The organism is Streptomyces sp. RPA4-2 (assembly GCF_012273515.2).
Taxonomy (GTDB): Bacteria; Actinomycetota; Actinomycetes; order Streptomycetales; family Streptomycetaceae; genus Streptomyces; species Streptomyces kaempferi.
Genome location: NZ_CP050975.2, coordinates 657,369 through 672,456, shown reverse-complemented (window position 1 = coordinate 672,456; position 15,088 = coordinate 657,369). Strand labels below are relative to the sequence as shown.

14 protein-coding genes are annotated in these 15,088 nt (G+C 69.9%); 5 read left to right on the top strand and 9 right to left on the bottom strand.

Going from position 1 to position 15,088, the window contains the following annotated elements; translation table 11 throughout:
• Positions 1 to 369: 369 nt before the first annotated feature.
• A complete protein-coding gene (locus HEP85_RS02625; RefSeq protein WP_369657557.1) occupies positions 370 to 756 on the top strand; it encodes a hypothetical protein in 387 nt (128 codons plus the stop codon).
• Between the two features lie 13 nt (positions 757 to 769).
• Here HEP85_RS02625 and HEP85_RS02620 read toward each other — a convergent pair whose 3' ends face one another.
• Positions 770 to 1,276: a SigE family RNA polymerase sigma factor gene (locus HEP85_RS02620; RefSeq protein ID WP_168525830.1), complete on the bottom strand. Its 507-nt coding sequence runs from the start codon at positions 1,274 to 1,276 to the stop codon at positions 770 to 772.
• A gap of 204 nt (positions 1,277 to 1,480) precedes the next feature.
• Here HEP85_RS02620 and HEP85_RS02615 point away from each other — a divergent pair, with 204 nt between their 5' ends.
• Positions 1,481 to 1,933: an Rrf2 family transcriptional regulator gene (locus HEP85_RS02615; protein ID WP_168525828.1), complete on the top strand. Its 453-nt coding sequence runs from the start codon at positions 1,481 to 1,483 to the stop codon at positions 1,931 to 1,933.
• Between the two features lie 42 nt (positions 1,934 to 1,975).
• Here the strand turns inward: HEP85_RS02615 and HEP85_RS02610 are convergent, their stop codons facing one another.
• Positions 1,976 to 2,584, bottom strand: a complete 609-nt coding sequence (locus HEP85_RS02610) for a TetR/AcrR family transcriptional regulator (RefSeq protein WP_329525313.1) — start codon at positions 2,582 to 2,584, stop codon at positions 1,976 to 1,978.
• Between the two features lie 200 nt (positions 2,585 to 2,784).
• Positions 2,785 to 3,234: a nuclear transport factor 2 family protein gene (locus HEP85_RS02605; RefSeq protein WP_168525823.1), complete on the bottom strand. Its 450-nt coding sequence runs from the start codon at positions 3,232 to 3,234 to the stop codon at positions 2,785 to 2,787.
• 638 nt (positions 3,235 to 3,872) lie between these two features.
• Between HEP85_RS02605 and HEP85_RS02600 the strand changes: the two genes are divergently transcribed.
• The 3 genes from HEP85_RS02600 to HEP85_RS02590 all read left to right on the top strand — a co-directional run bounded on the left by HEP85_RS02600 (position 3,873) and on the right by HEP85_RS02590 (position 6,981).
• Entirely contained in the window at positions 3,873 to 4,331 is a 459-nt protein-coding gene (locus HEP85_RS02600; RefSeq protein ID WP_168525821.1) for a nuclear transport factor 2 family protein, read from the top strand.
• Positions 4,332 to 4,614: 283 nt separating this feature from the next.
• Positions 4,615 to 5,685, top strand: a complete 1,071-nt coding sequence (locus tag HEP85_RS02595; RefSeq protein WP_168525819.1) for an alkene reductase — start codon at positions 4,615 to 4,617, stop codon at positions 5,683 to 5,685.
• A 150-nt stretch (positions 5,686 to 5,835) separates the two neighbouring features.
• Positions 5,836 to 6,981, top strand: a complete 1,146-nt coding sequence (locus tag HEP85_RS02590) for an MFS transporter (protein WP_168525817.1) — start codon at positions 5,836 to 5,838, stop codon at positions 6,979 to 6,981.
• Positions 6,982 to 7,159: 178 nt separating this feature from the next.
• Here HEP85_RS02590 and HEP85_RS02585 read toward each other — a convergent pair whose 3' ends face one another.
• The 6 genes from HEP85_RS02585 to HEP85_RS02560 all read right to left on the bottom strand — a co-directional run bounded on the left by HEP85_RS02585 (position 7,160) and on the right by HEP85_RS02560 (position 14,781).
• Positions 7,160 to 7,591, bottom strand: coding sequence for an Rrf2 family transcriptional regulator (locus tag HEP85_RS02585; RefSeq protein WP_168525815.1), 432 nt, complete (start codon positions 7,589 to 7,591; stop codon positions 7,160 to 7,162).
• A gap of 1,023 nt (positions 7,592 to 8,614) precedes the next feature.
• Complete coding sequence (locus tag HEP85_RS02580; protein ID WP_168525813.1) at positions 8,615 to 9,364, bottom strand: SDR family NAD(P)-dependent oxidoreductase; 750 nt, start codon at positions 9,362 to 9,364, stop codon at positions 8,615 to 8,617.
• Positions 9,365 to 9,494: 130 nt separating this feature from the next.
• Entirely contained in the window at positions 9,495 to 10,991 is a 1,497-nt protein-coding gene (locus HEP85_RS02575; RefSeq protein ID WP_248001802.1) for a monooxygenase, read from the bottom strand.
• Between the two features lie 69 nt (positions 10,992 to 11,060).
• Complete coding sequence (locus HEP85_RS02570; RefSeq protein WP_168525811.1) at positions 11,061 to 11,543, bottom strand: (2Fe-2S)-binding protein; 483 nt, start codon at positions 11,541 to 11,543, stop codon at positions 11,061 to 11,063.
• Positions 11,543 to 12,472: a xanthine dehydrogenase family protein subunit M gene (locus tag HEP85_RS02565; RefSeq protein ID WP_168525809.1), complete on the bottom strand. Its 930-nt coding sequence runs from the start codon at positions 12,470 to 12,472 to the stop codon at positions 11,543 to 11,545. The genes HEP85_RS02570 and HEP85_RS02565 overlap by 1 nt, the downstream gene beginning before the upstream one ends.
• Positions 12,469 to 14,781 carry a xanthine dehydrogenase family protein molybdopterin-binding subunit gene (locus tag HEP85_RS02560; protein ID WP_365225092.1) on the bottom strand — a complete coding sequence of 771 codons (2,313 nt, stop codon included), beginning with the start codon at positions 14,779 to 14,781 and terminating at the stop codon, positions 12,469 to 12,471. The genes HEP85_RS02565 and HEP85_RS02560 overlap by 4 nt, the downstream gene beginning before the upstream one ends.
• Between the last annotated feature and the right edge of the window lie 307 nt (positions 14,782 to 15,088).

Below are 15,088 nucleotides of genomic sequence, written 5' to 3'. Positions count from 1 at the left end.
GGGTTCGTCGGGGCGGGCCGCGTGGCGTTGGTCATGGTTCGTCCTGGTCTGTGCGTCGGCGCAGGGCATCCCGAAGACGCTCACGGCGGAGCTGTGGTCACGGAGTGCGGCTGCGGGCGGAGCAGGGAAAGGGGCGCGGGACGGAAGGTTTTGCGGCAGGGGGTTCGGGGCGGAAGTCTCCGCGGCCGAGGGGTCGGTACGGCGTACGGCCCGGCGGTGGGCGAGCGGCGGCTACCCGGTGTCGGTCGCGTCGGCGGACGAGGACGAGGACGACTCGACGGGCGTCGTCGGCGGGGGCGGCGTGATGCTCCCGCTCGGCGTCGACGAGGCCCGGGGCGGCGGGCTGGTGGTCGCGCTCCGCGAGGATCGGTGCCGACCGAGGTCGAACCGCCCGTCGAGGCCGGTGCCGTGGGTGGGGTGGTGGTGCTCGCGGTGTCGTCGGGAGTGGTGGTGCCCGGTCCGGTGGGAGTCGCGCTGGAGGACTGGGGCGGGGTCGGGGTCGGCGAGACGTCCGGGGAGGGGCGGCCGGTCATGGGCAGCGGGGCCTGGGGCCGGTCGCCCTCCGGGGTGTGCGGCAGCAGGAACAGACCGACGCTGAGCCCGGCGACCGCGACCACGGAGCCCACGGCCTTCCGCGCGGAGCGGACCCGGCGGCGGGCGCGGATCCCGGTCGTGAGGCGGTCCTGCTGTGCCGGCTCGAAGGGGGTGTGCTCCTCGGTGTCGCGCATCATCCGCGCCAACTCCCGCTCGAAGTGATCCATGTTTCCCTTCACTCCACCGGTTCGACGACGACGGCCAGGATCTGGCGCAGGCGCGCCACACCGCGTGACGCGTGGGACCGGGCGGTGCCCAGCGGGCATCCCAGGACCTCCGCGACCTGTTTCTCCGGCAGGTCCTGGTAGTAGCGCAGCACCACGGCGGCCCTTTGCCGGGGCGGCAGTTGGGCGAGGGCCGCCTCCAGCCGCGACCGCTCCACCACGGTGGCGGACTCGTCCCCGACCTGTGCCAGGTCGGGGAGTTCGTCCACGGGGCGCTCGCCCCACCACCGCCTGCGGGCCGAGCGGGCGGCGGCGCGGGCCAGGACCTTGCGTACGTACGCCTCGGGCGCCTCGTCCGCGATCCTCGGCCAGACGAACCAGAGCTTGACCAGGGCCTCCTGGAGCAGGTCCTCGGCGCGGTGCCGGTCACCTCCGCAGAGCAGGCGCGCGAGGTGGATCAACGCCGACCACCGGGCCGCGACGAACCCGTCGAAACCCTCGGCTCCAGCCTGTCGCATCCGCACCGTCCCCGCCCTTGCCAGCTTCGTACACCTGGTGAAAGACGTCGGTGAGCACCTCACTATGCACTGCCGGCACGTGATGCCGGTCACGTCGGGCGAGGAGACGGCGCTGCGGCCGGGAGAGGGGCGAACCCCGTAGAGGATTCCGGCCCCGACGCGATGTAACATTGTGAGTTACATGGATGGAGGAGTGATCCGAGGGTGAGTGCGAACAGCAGGCTGACGGTCGCGGTGCACGTACTGACGTGGATGGTGCTCGACCGGCAGGGCGGGAACGAGGTCGCCACGTCCGAGCGCATCGCGAGCAGCGTCAACACCAACCCCGTCGTGATCCGGCGCTGCCTCGGTGATCTGCGGAAGGCGGGGCTGGTGGAGGCCCGGCGGGGCACCGGTGCCGGCTGGCTCGTCACGCGGGAGCCGGAGACGGTCACCCTGCTCGATGTGTACGAGGCCCTGGACGAGGGCGGTGTCTTCGGGATGCACAACAGCGAACCGAACCAGTCCTGTCCGGTCGGCTTCGGGATCCGGCCCACCCTGCGGCACGTGTACGACGGCGTGGAGGACACCATGCGGAAGCAACTGGCCGGCACCACCATCGCCGACGTACTGCGGGATGTACTGGCCCAGGAGCGGGCTAAGGGTCAAGCGGAGTAGCGATGGGTTCATCCACAGGGGTTCGTCAGCTGTTCGGGCGGGTCAGTCGGACATCGGGCCTCTGCCGTCCGGGAAGACTCGCAGGGCGATTTCTGCGGTCTCTTCGAGCTGCCGACGGTCGGCACCCGCCGCGGCGTGTACGGCTTGGCCCTCGGTGAAGGCGATGATGTAGCGGGCGAGTGCGGCCGGATCTGTACCGGCGGGCAGGTCGCCGTCCGTCACCGCCGTACGGAACCGGTCGGCGAGTGCCTGCTCGCCCTCCAACCGGCTCGCGGCGAGGAAAGCGCAGACCGAGGCGTTGTCGGGACTGCTGGACAGGCCGCCCTGGATGGACAGGCAGCCGGCCGGCCGGTCCTTCCGCGTGAGCGCCTTGGCGTTCTCCAGCAACAGGGTCCGGGCGACAGCGGCGGCCGTCGGTTCGGCGAGCGCTGCGGTCTTGTAGCCCATGTCCCGCTCCGCGTAGCGCGCGACGACCAGCCGAAACAGCTTCTCCTTCGACCCGAACACCGTGTACAGGCTGGGCTTGTTCATGCCCATCGCGGTGGTGAGGTCGGTGATGGAGGTGCCCTCGTACCCCTGGCGCCAGAAGACCTCGACCGCGAGGTCGAGCGCTTGCGCTTCGTCGAAGGTTCGGGGTCGGCCGACAGCCATGGGCACTTCCTGCTTCTTGTTCCGGTTCAACGTCTCTCTCCGCCAACGTACGACCTTTAGAACCGAGCGGTCAATAATCCGGCGTCAGGCCCACGTGGTGCGGTCCCGCGATGGACCGACTGCTCGGCAACCGTACGGCGCGAGGGAGTGCGCACGGCGCTGCCCTCCCCGGCCGCCTGGCCGGGCCGGTACTCCCGCTCCTACAGGCTTTCGCGTACCGAGTCGCCCCAGTTCACTCCGTCGGTGTGGGTGCGGGCGAAGTCCGGGTCTTCGTAGATGTGGAGGCGCTTGATGTGTTCGCCCTCGAACTCGAACACATTGCAGAACATCCCGCTGGTGGGATCGTCGTCAGGGAATGTTGCCCCTGACGTCAGGGTGCCTTTGCCTGCTCCCTCGACCACCACATGGTTCCCGGACGCCATTACGTGAAGGCCGGACTCGTCGTGCTGAATCGATGCGATCGCACCGGCGAAACCCTGCGCGAACGCTGCGATCTGCGCTTTCCCGGTGGCGATGCCGAATTTTGGGAAGAACATCTGAGCGTCGTCCGTGAAGAGGTCGAAAATGGCCGGGTCGCCTTGGTCCACCAGGCGGAAATAGCTGAGGGCTATCTCTTCGTACTTCTTCTGGAGGTCGCTGTTGCTGTTCACTCTGGCTCCCGGTGGGTGTCGTGTTCTCTGGGTGCTGAATTTTCGTGCGGCGCCTTGCGCTCGCGGGATCGGTCGGCGCTTGCAGTGGCCGTGTCGCGACGTCGAATCGCCGCCCCCTCTGACGGGAGTGGTGCGACGTGGACAATATTTAACCGATCGGTTAGAAATGTAACCGAGGCGGATCCGCTCCGTCAAGAAGGTCGGCGGCGGGCTTCGGTCGCCGGGTGCGCTTCAGGATCGTCCGCGGGAGTCCATGACGGTTGCCCCAGCCCGCCGATCGGCGGTCCTGTGGTGGCCGCCCGCCTCGCTTGCCCCTGGCAGGGGATGCGGGTCGATCCGGAGGCTCCTTGACAGGGCCACTCATCTCGCTTAAATTTTTAACCGATCGGTTAAAAATCAACCGTGGCGCGCAACCCGGACGTCAGCACGAGGCAACGGGAGGAGCGCGCAGGGTCATGATCGGACCGAGTCCCACTGGCCACCCCGGGGCTGATGCGACGACTCTGTGGACCTGGTCGGATCGGCCCACGATCCACGGCTGGGTACGCGGAAGCAGTTCTCCGCCGGGACGGCGTGGCGTACATGTGCACCCGCGGAAGAAATCACGCGAAAACGCAGAACATCCAACAGGAGGAAAAGTGAACGGCAACAGCGATCTCCAGAAGCGCCGCGAAGAGATTGTCATCAACTACTTCCGTATGGTCGACGCCGGAAACCCCGCGGTGATCGACATCTTCACGGACGACGCCCAGATGTTCTACCCGAAGTTCGGTTTCGCGGTCGGCAAGGCGCAGATCGGTGCGTTCGCCCAGGGTCTCGGCCGGGGAATCGCGTCGCTCGAGCATGAGATCGACGGTTTCACCGTGCTGTCGTCCGGAAATTACGTGATCGTCGAGGGTGCCGAGAACGGAACGACGACATCGGGTGTGGACTTCCCCGACGGCGTCTCCTCTTTCGGACTGTTCTGCAACGTTTTCGAGTTCGAGGGCGAACTCATCAAGCGGACCCACATCTACGTGGACCCGGACTTCGCCAACACGCACGCTGAAGGTGTGGCGTGGGGCAAGTCGGTGCAGGACAGCATCGCCGGCCTGTAGGGCCGGGGCGGCCCGGGCCACCCCGAGGTCTCGGCCGTAACTTCCTTGATTGCAACTCCTGTTGCCGCCTCGGTGCGGCGACAGCGCAGTCGTACTCCTCGATGTAACCAAAAAAGTTGCTTCAATTTCGTGCCGGACGGAGTCCCGAAGCCGTCCGACCGATGGGCGTCGGCTGCTGCCTGGCGCTGCCCGGCCTCCGGCCAGGGCCTGCGCACCACGCGGTGACGTCCGCCCTGCCCCTGCCGGATGCCTCCCCGAGCAGTACTCGTAGAAGGAGATATCGATGACCAACCTGTTCGAGCCGGTGACCGTTGGGAAATGGGTCCTGAGCAATCGCATCGCCATGGCGCCCATGACCCTGAACCGGGCCGGCGAGGGGCAGGTGCCGCAGGAGATCAGTGCCCAGTACTACGGGCAGCGGGCCGGTGCCGGCCTGATCATCGCCGAGGGGACGCAGCCCAGCCCGCGCGGCCAGGGGTACCTCGACAGCCCGGGGATCCACAGCTCCGAGCAGATCGAGGGGTGGCGCCTGATCGCGGAGGCCGTCCACGCGCGGAACGGTCACATCGTCGTGCAGCTGATGCACGCGGGCCGCATCGCGCACCCTGAGAACAAGCCCGGCCAGGAGACGGTGGCGCCCAGCGCCGTTGCGGCCCCGGACGAGATCTTCACCGCGAAGGGCATGCAGCCCTACCCGGTGCCCAGGGCGCTGGAGACACACGAACTGCCCGAGCTGGTCGAGGAGTTCGTGCACGCGGCCCGATCCGCCGTCGAGGCCGGCCTGGACGGTGTGGAGCTGCACGCGGCGAACGGCTACCTGCTGCACCAGTTCCTCGCTCCTTCCACGAACCTGCGCACCGACGAGTACGGAGGGTCTCCGGCAGCTCGGGCGCGGCTGGTCGTGGAGGTCGCCCGGGCTGTCGCCGGCGCGATAGGGCCGGAGCGGGTGGGGATCCGAATCTCTCCCGCGCACAACATCCACGGCGCCATCGAGGACGACACCGCCGAGACGGCTGCCACGTACCGGGAGCTCCTCGACGGCATCGCCCCCTTGGGCCTGGCCTACCTCCACGCGCTCGCCGACCCGGCCGACGCGTTGATCCAGGAGCTGCGCACGCGCTTCTCGGGACCTTTCATCGCCAGCGACGGCTTCGCGCAGGTCACGACGGAGTCCGCGCAGGGGATCCTCGACGCGGGCCTGGCCGATGTCGTTGCCGTGGGCCGTCCGTACATCGCCAACCCTGATCTCGTGCGCCGCTGGAGCACCGGCGCGGAGCTCAACGAGGCCGACCCGGCGACCTTCTACGGCGGTGGCGCGAGCGGATACATCGACTACCCCGACCTCAAGGACTGAGAGCCCACCTCCCCCCACCACCGGGCCCCGCCCCCTTCCCGAAAGACGAACATGAACTCCTCAACAACCTCTGAGCTGACCGCTGAACCGGCTCTCGGTGAACGCGCCCGAGCGGATGTGCCGTCCACGACCTCCGGTGGGACCGACTGGGTGGCTGTGTGGGCCGTCGCGGCGGGCGCGTTCGCCCTGGTCATGTCCGAGTTCCTCGCGATCGGCCTGCTGCCCGACGTGGCGAAGAGTCTCGGTGTGTCGGAGGGGACGGCGGGGCTCATGGTGACCGCCCCGGGCCTGATGGCCGCACTCTCCGCGCCGTTGCTGACCGTGGCCGCGGCCCGGGTGGACAGAAGGGCCATCCTGCTGTCACTGAGCGTTTTGCTCGTGGCGTCCGATCTGCTGGCAGCGCTGGCCCCGACCTTCTCCGTGCTGATGGTCGCGCGACTGCTGCTGGGCGTGGCGGTCGGAGGGTTCTGGACGATCGGGGTCAGCGTCGCCCCCCGGCTGGTTCCCGCACAGGTCGTTCCCCGGGCCGCTTCGGTGATCACGTCGGGTATTACCCTGGCGACCGTGGCCAGCCTTCCGCTGGGTTCCCTGGCCGGTGACCTATTGGGGTGGCGCGCGGGGTTCCTGATCATCGCCGGTCTTGCTCTGGCCACCCTCGTCCTGCAGTTCTTCGCCCTCCCGCGGATGCCGGCACAGCACGCTGTCACGTTCGGGTCGCTGCTGACTCTCTTCAAGTTGCCCAGGGCCCGGGCCGGCGTGATCGCCTCGGTGCTGGTCTTCTTCGGGCACTTCGCGGGATACACCTACCTGTCGCCCGCGCTGCACGACCTCGCCCACATCGACAGCACGTGGACGACACCCGTCCTGTTGCTGTTCGGAGTGACGGGGATCGTGGGGAACTTCGCCGCGGGCATGACGGCGGCCCGCAGCATCAGGGGGACGCTCACCGCAGGGGTGATCCTGCTGGTCGCATCGCTGGCCCTGCTCCCGCTGATCGGCACGACGGCCCCGGGCGCGGTCGTGCTGGTCGGACTGTGGGGCCTGGCTTGGGGTGCGATGCCGCTCGGATTGCAGCTGTGGATCCTGGACGCGATGGGTGAGAAGGCCGACAGCGGACTGGCCCTCTTCATCTCCGCCAGCCAACTCGCCCTCGCCGCGGGAGCTTTCCTGGGAGGCGTCACCGTCGACAGCGCCGGCGTCAGCCCCGACCTGCTAATAGCGGCGGCGGTCTCAGCCGGCGCCCTCATCGCACTGTGGACAGCTCCACGGCTGTCAGCGGCACGCAACAACCGCTAGGGAACGAGACCTCCGGTGGGACCGATGCAGAATCGGTCCCACCGGACGTCTTCTTTCAGCGCGTTCACCGTCGCGAGCGGGCGCTGTCGGGGCGGCGGAGGCGGTCGGGGCGGCAGGTGGAGCGGCCGGCGGATGCCTGCTCGTCGGCACGAGGGTGATGCCCTCGGGTCTGTCGCATTCACGGCGCCGCGATGACGTCGCGGAGTACGTCGGCGAGAGTCCGGGAAGCCAGCTCGCGCCGCAGCACTTCTTCGATCCCGTCGTAGACGATCTGCATGGCAGGTCGGATGCCGTAGCCGACGGGGCAGTCCTGATTGGGGGTGGCTCGATGCATGCCGAAGAGCGGACCGGCTTCCAGTGCGTTCTGGACGTCCAGGAGCGTGATGTCCTCCAGCGGCCGCGCCAGTTGCCAGCCGGCTCCCGCGCCTCTGCGCGACTCGACCAGCTGTGCGTTGCGCAGCTCACTCAGCAATCGCCGGACGACCACCGGGTTGGTGTTGACACTTCCGGCGATCTGCTCGGAGGTGGCCACCTCGTAGCGCTGGCGTCGGTGCATGTCGATCCACAGCAGTGCGTGTGTGGCAATGGTCAGCCTGCTGTTGGCACTCATACCGCCCCACCTCCCTGACGTCACAATAATAGTTACGGTTCTTTTGTGGAACTCTGCCCTTAATCACTCAACCCGGACCCATCGGCAGCGGGCCGGCTTCCGTCTATCACCCGGGCTGAGGGGCGGCGGGCGCACGCTGAGCCCCGGCCTGATGGGTCAGAGGCGTTCCAGGCGGCTCGGGATGGAGCAGGGTGCTGCGCCGACAGTGAGCCGCCCAGCTGCATCAGCCGCCCGCCGCTGCCCAGGCCGCCCACATCAAGGGGAATGGACCCGAAATGCTCGGCGAGCGATGCGACTGCCGCCTTCGCCGCCACGTCATCCCCCGCGTGGAAGAGGACGACACATCCCGCCGCACGCCGTCAACGCCTGACGGGCAAAGGCCGCCGCGGCCGTGCCGGCTCCGATGGTTCCCCTCTTCATGCGATCGCTCCTTGGGGTGCGTGGCACGGCGAGCGGGCCGACATGCCGCTGCTCCCGGCTTCCCCTGGAGGGAAGTCGGGAGCAGCGGACTCGTCGCTCAGGCGGCGGGGGACGTGAGGGGAGCCGTGCCCGTCCTGCCCGGGTGCTCCTGTGCTGGACCGCGTCCGTGACGGGAGCGAGGTCGTACTCGCCTGTGGCGTCGAAGAGGTCGGGCCGCTCTTGCGCGGGCTGCAGGGCGCCGTCGATGTCCTGCGCGGGAGGCGCCGATCAGCCACCGCCCGATTGGTCACACCGCGTACCGTCGGTCCGCGCGAGGTCAGGGCCACCGCGTCCAGGCCCATGGGCTCGCCCTCGGCGAGTCCACCGTAGGTCAGCAGGGTGCCCCCGTCGGTCGGCAGGCCGGTCGGTTCGGCGGGGATCGCACCGCCGATCGGCTCCGCGGCCACCTGGACGGGCCTGCCGCCCGCCGCCTCGCGCAGCTGACGCCGGGAGGAGACGGGCGGCCCGACACCGGGGACGGCCGGTCCCCGTGCCGTCCCCGGTGTCGGGCCGCCCGTGTCGTGGAGGGGACTCCGTGCCGGTCCTCCACCGCCGTCGCGGAACTCAGACCTGGTTCAGGCCGCCGTCGACGTGCAGCTCGGAACCGGTGGTGAAGCTGCTCTGGTCGGAGGCGAGGAACAGTACGGCGCCGGCCACCTCCTCGGAACGGCCCATGCGGCCCAGCGGCACCCGGCTCGCCAGGAAGCCCTTGAGCTGTCCGGCCTGCTCCTCGTCGGGGACGAGGCCGGCGATTCCAGGGGTGTCGATCGGTCCCGGCACGATGACGTTGACCCGGATTCCCCGGCCCTTGAGCTCGTTCGCCCAGGTGCGGGCGAGGGAGCGGACGGCGGCCTTGGTCGCGGCGTACACGCCGAACGCCTCCGCTCCGGACATCGCGGTCGAGGAGCCCGGGACGATCACCGAGGCGCCCTCGTTGAGCAGCGGCAGGGCCTTCTGGACGGTGAACAGGAGACCGCGGACGTTGACGCCGATGGTCTGGTCGAAGTGTTCCTCCGTGACCTCCTCCAGCCGGGCGAACTCGCCGCCGCCCGCGTTGGCGAAGAGAACGTCGATCCGGCGGCCGTCCTGCTCGACGGCCGCGTAGAGCCGGTCCAGGTCGGCGAGGTCGGAGATGTCCCCCTGGATTCCCACGGCGCCCGAGCCGATGTCCTGGACGGCCGCGTCCAGCTCCGGCTTGCGGCGACCGGTGACGTACACCTGTGCGCCCTCGGCGGCGAAACGCTTGGCGGTGGCGAGGCCGATGCCGGTGGTGCCTCCCGTGACGATCGCGACCTTGCCGGTGAGCTGGCCCATGACATCCTCCACTGATTCGACGTAACAAGATGTGTTACGACCACGGGTGTAACCGTAAAAGTTTCAATCAGTCGCGTCAAGTCCGGCCCTCGACGAGGCCGGTCCCCGGCGAGCCGTGTGGCCGCCAGGGTCAGTCGGAACCGAAGAACCGGCTCCCTCTCTGGGCACCCAACGTGGATCTCACCGCCAGGTCGAACCCGGCCTCGGACAACGTGAGGAAGCGGTCGAGGCGCCGTAGCTCCCAGTGCTCGAGCTCGGAGGCGGGCAGCGGCCGCGTCGGGGTCCACCCGCGCAGGGCGGCCGCCAGGCCCGCGGCGTCACCGAACGCCTTGGAGGTTCCCGAGGCGGTGTGGGGCCTGACCGTGCCCGCCGCGTCGCCGATCAGCGCCGCGTGGTCGGCCACCATGCGCCCTGGCGCGAGGTCGAACACGGGTTGCATGAAGACGTCCGACAAGTGCACCAGTTCGGCGAAGGGCGGCGGAAGCGAGACCTCGGCCTGCCGGGCGACCTGTTCGACGGTCTCGGGGAGCAACTCGCCCGGCGGCAGGAAGTGCGCGAAGTGTTTTCCGGAGCGGCTGGTGAGCAGCCTCGGCAGATCCGGCTCGGCGACGTTCACGTACCAGACCCAATTGACGCGCCGTGAGCCCTCCTCCCGCTCACCGTCGGCCCCCGGAACCAGGTAGCACAGCATCTGCATTCCGCTCGACGTGAAGAACGTGAAGCGGCCCGCGAGAAGGTCCAGCAGCTCACTCGGCAGCGCGGATTCGGGCTCCAGGCCACGCCAGGCCACGTAACCGGCGTACTCGGGGCGGGAGACGGAGTCGAGCAGCATGCGGGTGGCCGACCCGATCCCGTCGGCGCCCACCAGAAAGTTTCCGCGTGCGGTGTAGCCGTCCGAGAACTCGGCCGTGATGTCGTGACCGCTCACCTGTACCCGTCTGAGCGTGCTGTCCAGGCGGTAGCACACCCCGGAAAGCGGTTCTCGCAGCGCGCGGTAGAGGGTGTCCCACGCGGTCATGAGCTGCGGAGCCCCATGACGCGCGGTTCTGCCGCGCGCGTCCAGCTGCTGCCGCTCGTGCAGTTCGACACTCACGGACGACGCCGGTCTGCCGAGGCGGTTCAGCAGCGCGTCGACCTCCGGCTGCATGACGATGCCGGCGCCGCGTGCCGACGTCTGGCCCGCCGACCGTTCGTAGACGGCGACCCCGGCTCCCACATCCCGCAGTTCGTGCGCGGCCGCCAGACCGCCCACCGATCCACCGATGACCAGTGCTGTGAAGTCGTTCGTCTCGGACATGGCACACCTCTGCTGTGGCGGATGCGGGGACACCTCGGATGCGGAAGCCTCGGATGCGGGACCGGGGCGACCGAGGCCACGGCGGTCGTGGTCTCCACCGGGTTGCCGATCAGGTTCACCAGGTAGTGGTCCTTCCACCGTGTCGGCGATCACCACGTCGATGTCGGTCATCGCCGTGCCGGCGAAGAACAGCGGACGGTCCCCCAGGTACAGCTCCCCGTCGCGGTCGCTCATGCCACCCAGGGGGAAGCCCGGCGGGAGGGAGAGCAGTTCCCGGGGCAGCCAGTGCGCGTGGACGTCGACGACTCCGGCGCGGACATCTCCCCTCACGGCCATCTCCACTCTCCCCTCACGGTCATCGCCACTCCTCAGCACCGCCGGGACCGGCACGGGACGGGGTCAGGTCACGGGCTCCCGCTGTTCCCGCGCCGCGCGCAGGATCGCGCGGCGGATGGGTTCGTAGCCGGTGCACCGGCAGACGTTGGATCCGACGATGTGATCCACGCGCTCGGGGTGATCGGCGAGGGCGGGGTCGGTTTCCAGCGCCCCGGCGGCCACCATCAGGAATCCGGGAGTGCAGAAGCCGCACTGCAGCGCGTGTTCCGCGGAAAAGGCCCGCTGCAGCGCGCTGGGCTCGCCGTCCGGACCGGCCAGCCCCTCCACGGTCCGGACCGACCTGCCGTCGCACTGCACGGCGAGCATCAGACAGGAGCGCACCGCCTCGCCGTCCACGAGCACGGTGCAGGCGCCGCACACGCCGTGCTCGCAGCCCAGGTGGGTGCCGGTCAGCCGGCAGTCCTCGCGCAGGACGTCCGCCAGGATGCGCCGGGGCTCCACGTCGAGCGGGAACTCCTCGCCGTTCACCGTGAGCGTGATCTTCATCAGCTGTCTCCCTTGGTCCCGCCGGCGCGGGACCGGTGGTCGTCGGCGGCCTGGCACAGGGCCCTGGCGGTCACGACGGCGATGGCGTGCCGGCGGTATTCGAGGTCCGCGTACGGCTCCGCGAGGGGTGCGGCGTCACGCTCCGCCGCGACGCGGCCCGCGCGGGCGAACGGATGGTCCTCGGGCAGCCGGTAGCCGTCTGCCGGAGCGCCGATCTCGACGCCGGTCAGGGCCCGCTCCGCGGCGTGCGCCCGCAGCGGCCGGTCGGCGCAGTTGACCAGCCCGATGCGTGCTTCCCTGATCACTCCGTCGTCCATGGTGAGGACGGCCGCGACGGCGACCTGGGCGAAGCAGAAGTGTGTGCGCCGGTGCTCGACGAAGCCGACGCCGGTCTGCTCGGCCAGTAGCGGATACCGCACGGAGGTGATCAGTTCGCCGGGGCGGCGGTCCGTCCTGAGCGGACCGTGGAAGTAGTCGCGGGCCGCGACGGTACGGACGCCCTGGGGTCCTCGCAGGTCGATGTCGGCGTCCAGGGCCATGGCGATGGCGCACCACTCGGAGGCGGGGTGGCCCCAGCCGAAGCTGCCCACCATGGTGCCCCGGGACCGGATCGGCGGATGCGCGATGTTGACGACGGCGAGCGAGAACAACGAGCCGAGGGGACCCGGTACGGCCTCCGCGGACTCGAAGACGCGGTGCCTGACCAGCGCGCCGACCCGCAGTGAGCCGTCGACGACCCGCAGGGTGTCGAGTTCCGGGATGCGGTTGATGTCGACGACCAGGTCGGGACGGACGCGCTCCAGGTGCATCTCCAGGAGCAGGCTCTGGCCGCCGGCCAGCACCTGGGCCTTGCGGCCTCCGTTCTCCAGGGCGTCGACGGCCTCGGGCACCGTGCGGGGTGCGACGTAGTCGAAGGCGGCGGGTTTCACCGGTCCTCCTCCAGCCTCGGGGCGCGGGCCGCGCGCCAGATCACGTCAGGGGTGAGCGGCATCTGCAACAGGTCGGCGTCGGCCGGACGGAGCGCGTCGACCACGGCGTTGACGATCGCGGCCGGCAGCCCGATGCAGCCCGACTCCCCGGCGCCCTTGGCACCGAGGGGCGAGCTGGGGCTCGGCGTGCAGGTGTCCTTGACCTCGATGGGCGGCACTTCGGTGTAGGTCGGCAGCAGGTAGTCCAACAGGCCGTTCGCGAGCAGCGGTGTGCCGTTGTCGTCGTAGGGGATGGCCTCGTACAGCGCCTGGCCGATGCCCTGTATCGCGGACCCGAAGGCCTGGGCGCGGACGATCGCGGGGTCGAGCACCACCCCGCAGTCGTCGACCGTCACCACCTTCAGCAGTTCCACGGTGCCGAGTTCCGGGTCGACTTCGGCCACCGCCACATGCGAGCCGAAGGGGAACGCCATCCCCGTCTCGAAGCGGTCCTCCACGCGCAGCGGCCCGGTGGCCTTGACCAGTTCACTGACGTCCATGGCGGCCGAGCCGTCGTGGGCGGCGTGGACGGTGCCGTCGGCCCATTCCACCTCCTCCAGGGGCAGATCCCACAGGGTCGCGGCCCGCTGCCGGGCTTCCGCGATGACCAGTCGGGAGGCGTGCTGCAGCATCGCTCCGGCGACCTGCGCGGTCCGGCTGGCGAAGGAGCCCAGGCCCTCGGGCTGTTCGTCGGTGTCGCCCTCGACCAGCCGGACACGCCGCTCGTCCACGCCCAGGGTCTTGGCGACCAGCGCGGGGAACACGGTCTCGTGACCCTGGCCGCTGGAAGCGGCCCCGCAGCGCGCGGTGATGACGCCGTCCGCGCCGACCTCGATGCTGCCGAACTCGTGCAGCCCGCCCGGTTCTCCGCCGGATCGCTCGACGTAGCAGGACAGGCCGATTCCCAGTGGCTTGGCGGTCGGATCGCTCCGGCGCCGGGCCTGCTCGGCGCGCCAGGTGCCGTACTCGACGGTCTCCAGCGCCAGGTCGAGCGCGCGGGCGTATTCACCGCTGTCGTACGTCCGGCCGGTGGGGGTCGTGTACGGGAAGGCCCCGGGCGGGATGAAGTTGCGGCGGCGCAACTCCGCCGGGTCGATCCCCAACTTCCTTGCCATCATGTCCATACAGCGCTCGAGCGCGATGACCGCCTCGGGCCGGCCGGCACCCCTATAGGGATACGTGATCATGGTGTTGGTGAGGATCGAGCGAACCGTCGCATGCACCCGGGGAGTGCGGTAGGCGCCGGTCGCCATCCAGGCGGTCTGCATCGGCAGCCCGACTCCGAGGTGAGGGTAGGCGCCGACGTCGGCGTCGATGTGCAACTCGTAGGCGAGAAGCCGCCCGTCGGCGTCGGCGGCCAGCCGGGCCCGCTGGTCCTGCCCCCGGCCGCGCGTGGCGACCGTCATCGACTCCAGACGGTCCTCGATCCACCGGACGGGCCGCCGTAGTCCGACCGCGAGGAAGGCGACCACGACGAACTCCGGGAAGGTGGCGCTCTTGCCGCCGAACGCCCCACCGGTGTCCGGCACCACCACGCGGATCCGATCCTCCGACCAGCCCAGCAGCGCGGCCATCTCACGGCGCAGCCGGTGCGGCATCTGGTGCCCCGACCAGATCGTCAGCCGGTCCTCCTCGGGCACGGCGAGGATCGTCCTGCACTCCATCGGTGTGGGCATCAGCAGGTTCTGCCGGTAGCGGCCCTCCACCACGGCGGCCGCTTCCCGCCACACCTCGTCCTCGACGGGCGTGCCCGTCTCTCCCCGCAGGGCGATGTTGCTCAGTCCCTCGAAGAGCAGGGTCTCGTCCGCCGCGGCGGCGGCCGGCGTGACCATCGCGGGCAGTGGGTCAACGTGGAAGGTGACCTCGGCCGCCCCGTCCTCGGCCCGGTAGCGGTCCTCGCCCAGGACGACCGCGACGGCCTCGCCCGCGTACCGCACGCGCTCCTTGACCAGCGCCGGCCACTCACGGCCGGCGACCACCTCGTCCGAGGAGAGTCTGGCCAGCACGGTGTGCGGTACCGGAGGCAGGTCCTGCAGGGCGGCCGCCGAGTTCGCGCACGAGGGCATGTCCGTCAGGTCGGCGGCGGACCAGGCACCCACCACACCGGGCACCTCACGGGCCGCACGGCAATCGACCGCGCGCAGCACACCGTGACCGGTACCGCTCCTGACGAACACGGCATCGAGGCAGTCCGGCACTTCGATGTCGGCGACGTAGCGGCCGTTTCCCGTGAGCAGCCTTTCGTCCTCGCGCCGTGTCCACTGATGCACCACACCGCACCTCTTGCTGAGTCGAGTCGGGAGGGGACCGCGGGGGATTCCCCTACGTGGCGATCTACCCGGGGGCGTGGGGCAGGACGGATCGGCGGCACGAGGACACCCGTTCCGTAAATCTAGGCATATACCCGGCATACCTGCATGTCCGGCAGGGTCGGCGCAGCGGTCCGGGCCAAGATGCGTCCGGCACGCGATGCGGACACACTGTTCGGGTCCGGCGCGCGGAGAATCGGCCGTGCGACCGGCCCCATCGCGAGTCCCCGGCCACGCCGGACGTGACGATCACGGACGTCCGCGCCCG

Bases quoted from the DNA above. Each gene is read 5' to 3' on its own strand.
- HEP85_RS02620 (WP_168525830.1), bottom strand. From the start codon at position 1,276: ATGCGACAGGCTGGAGCCGAGGGTTTCGACGGGTTCGTCGCGGCCCGG.
- HEP85_RS02610 (WP_329525313.1), bottom strand. From the start codon at position 2,584: ATGGCTGTCGGCCGACCCCGAACCTTCGACGAAGCGCAAGCGCTCGAC.
- HEP85_RS02595 (WP_168525819.1), top strand. From the start codon at position 4,615: ATGACCAACCTGTTCGAGCCGGTGACCGTTGGGAAATGGGTCCTGAGC.
- HEP85_RS02585 (WP_168525815.1), bottom strand. From the start codon at position 7,591: ATGAGTGCCAACAGCAGGCTGACCATTGCCACACACGCACTGCTGTGG.
- HEP85_RS02580 (WP_168525813.1), bottom strand. From the start codon at position 9,364: ATGGGCCAGCTCACCGGCAAGGTCGCGATCGTCACGGGAGGCACCACC.
- HEP85_RS02570 (WP_168525811.1), bottom strand. From the start codon at position 11,543: ATGAAGATCACGCTCACGGTGAACGGCGAGGAGTTCCCGCTCGACGTG.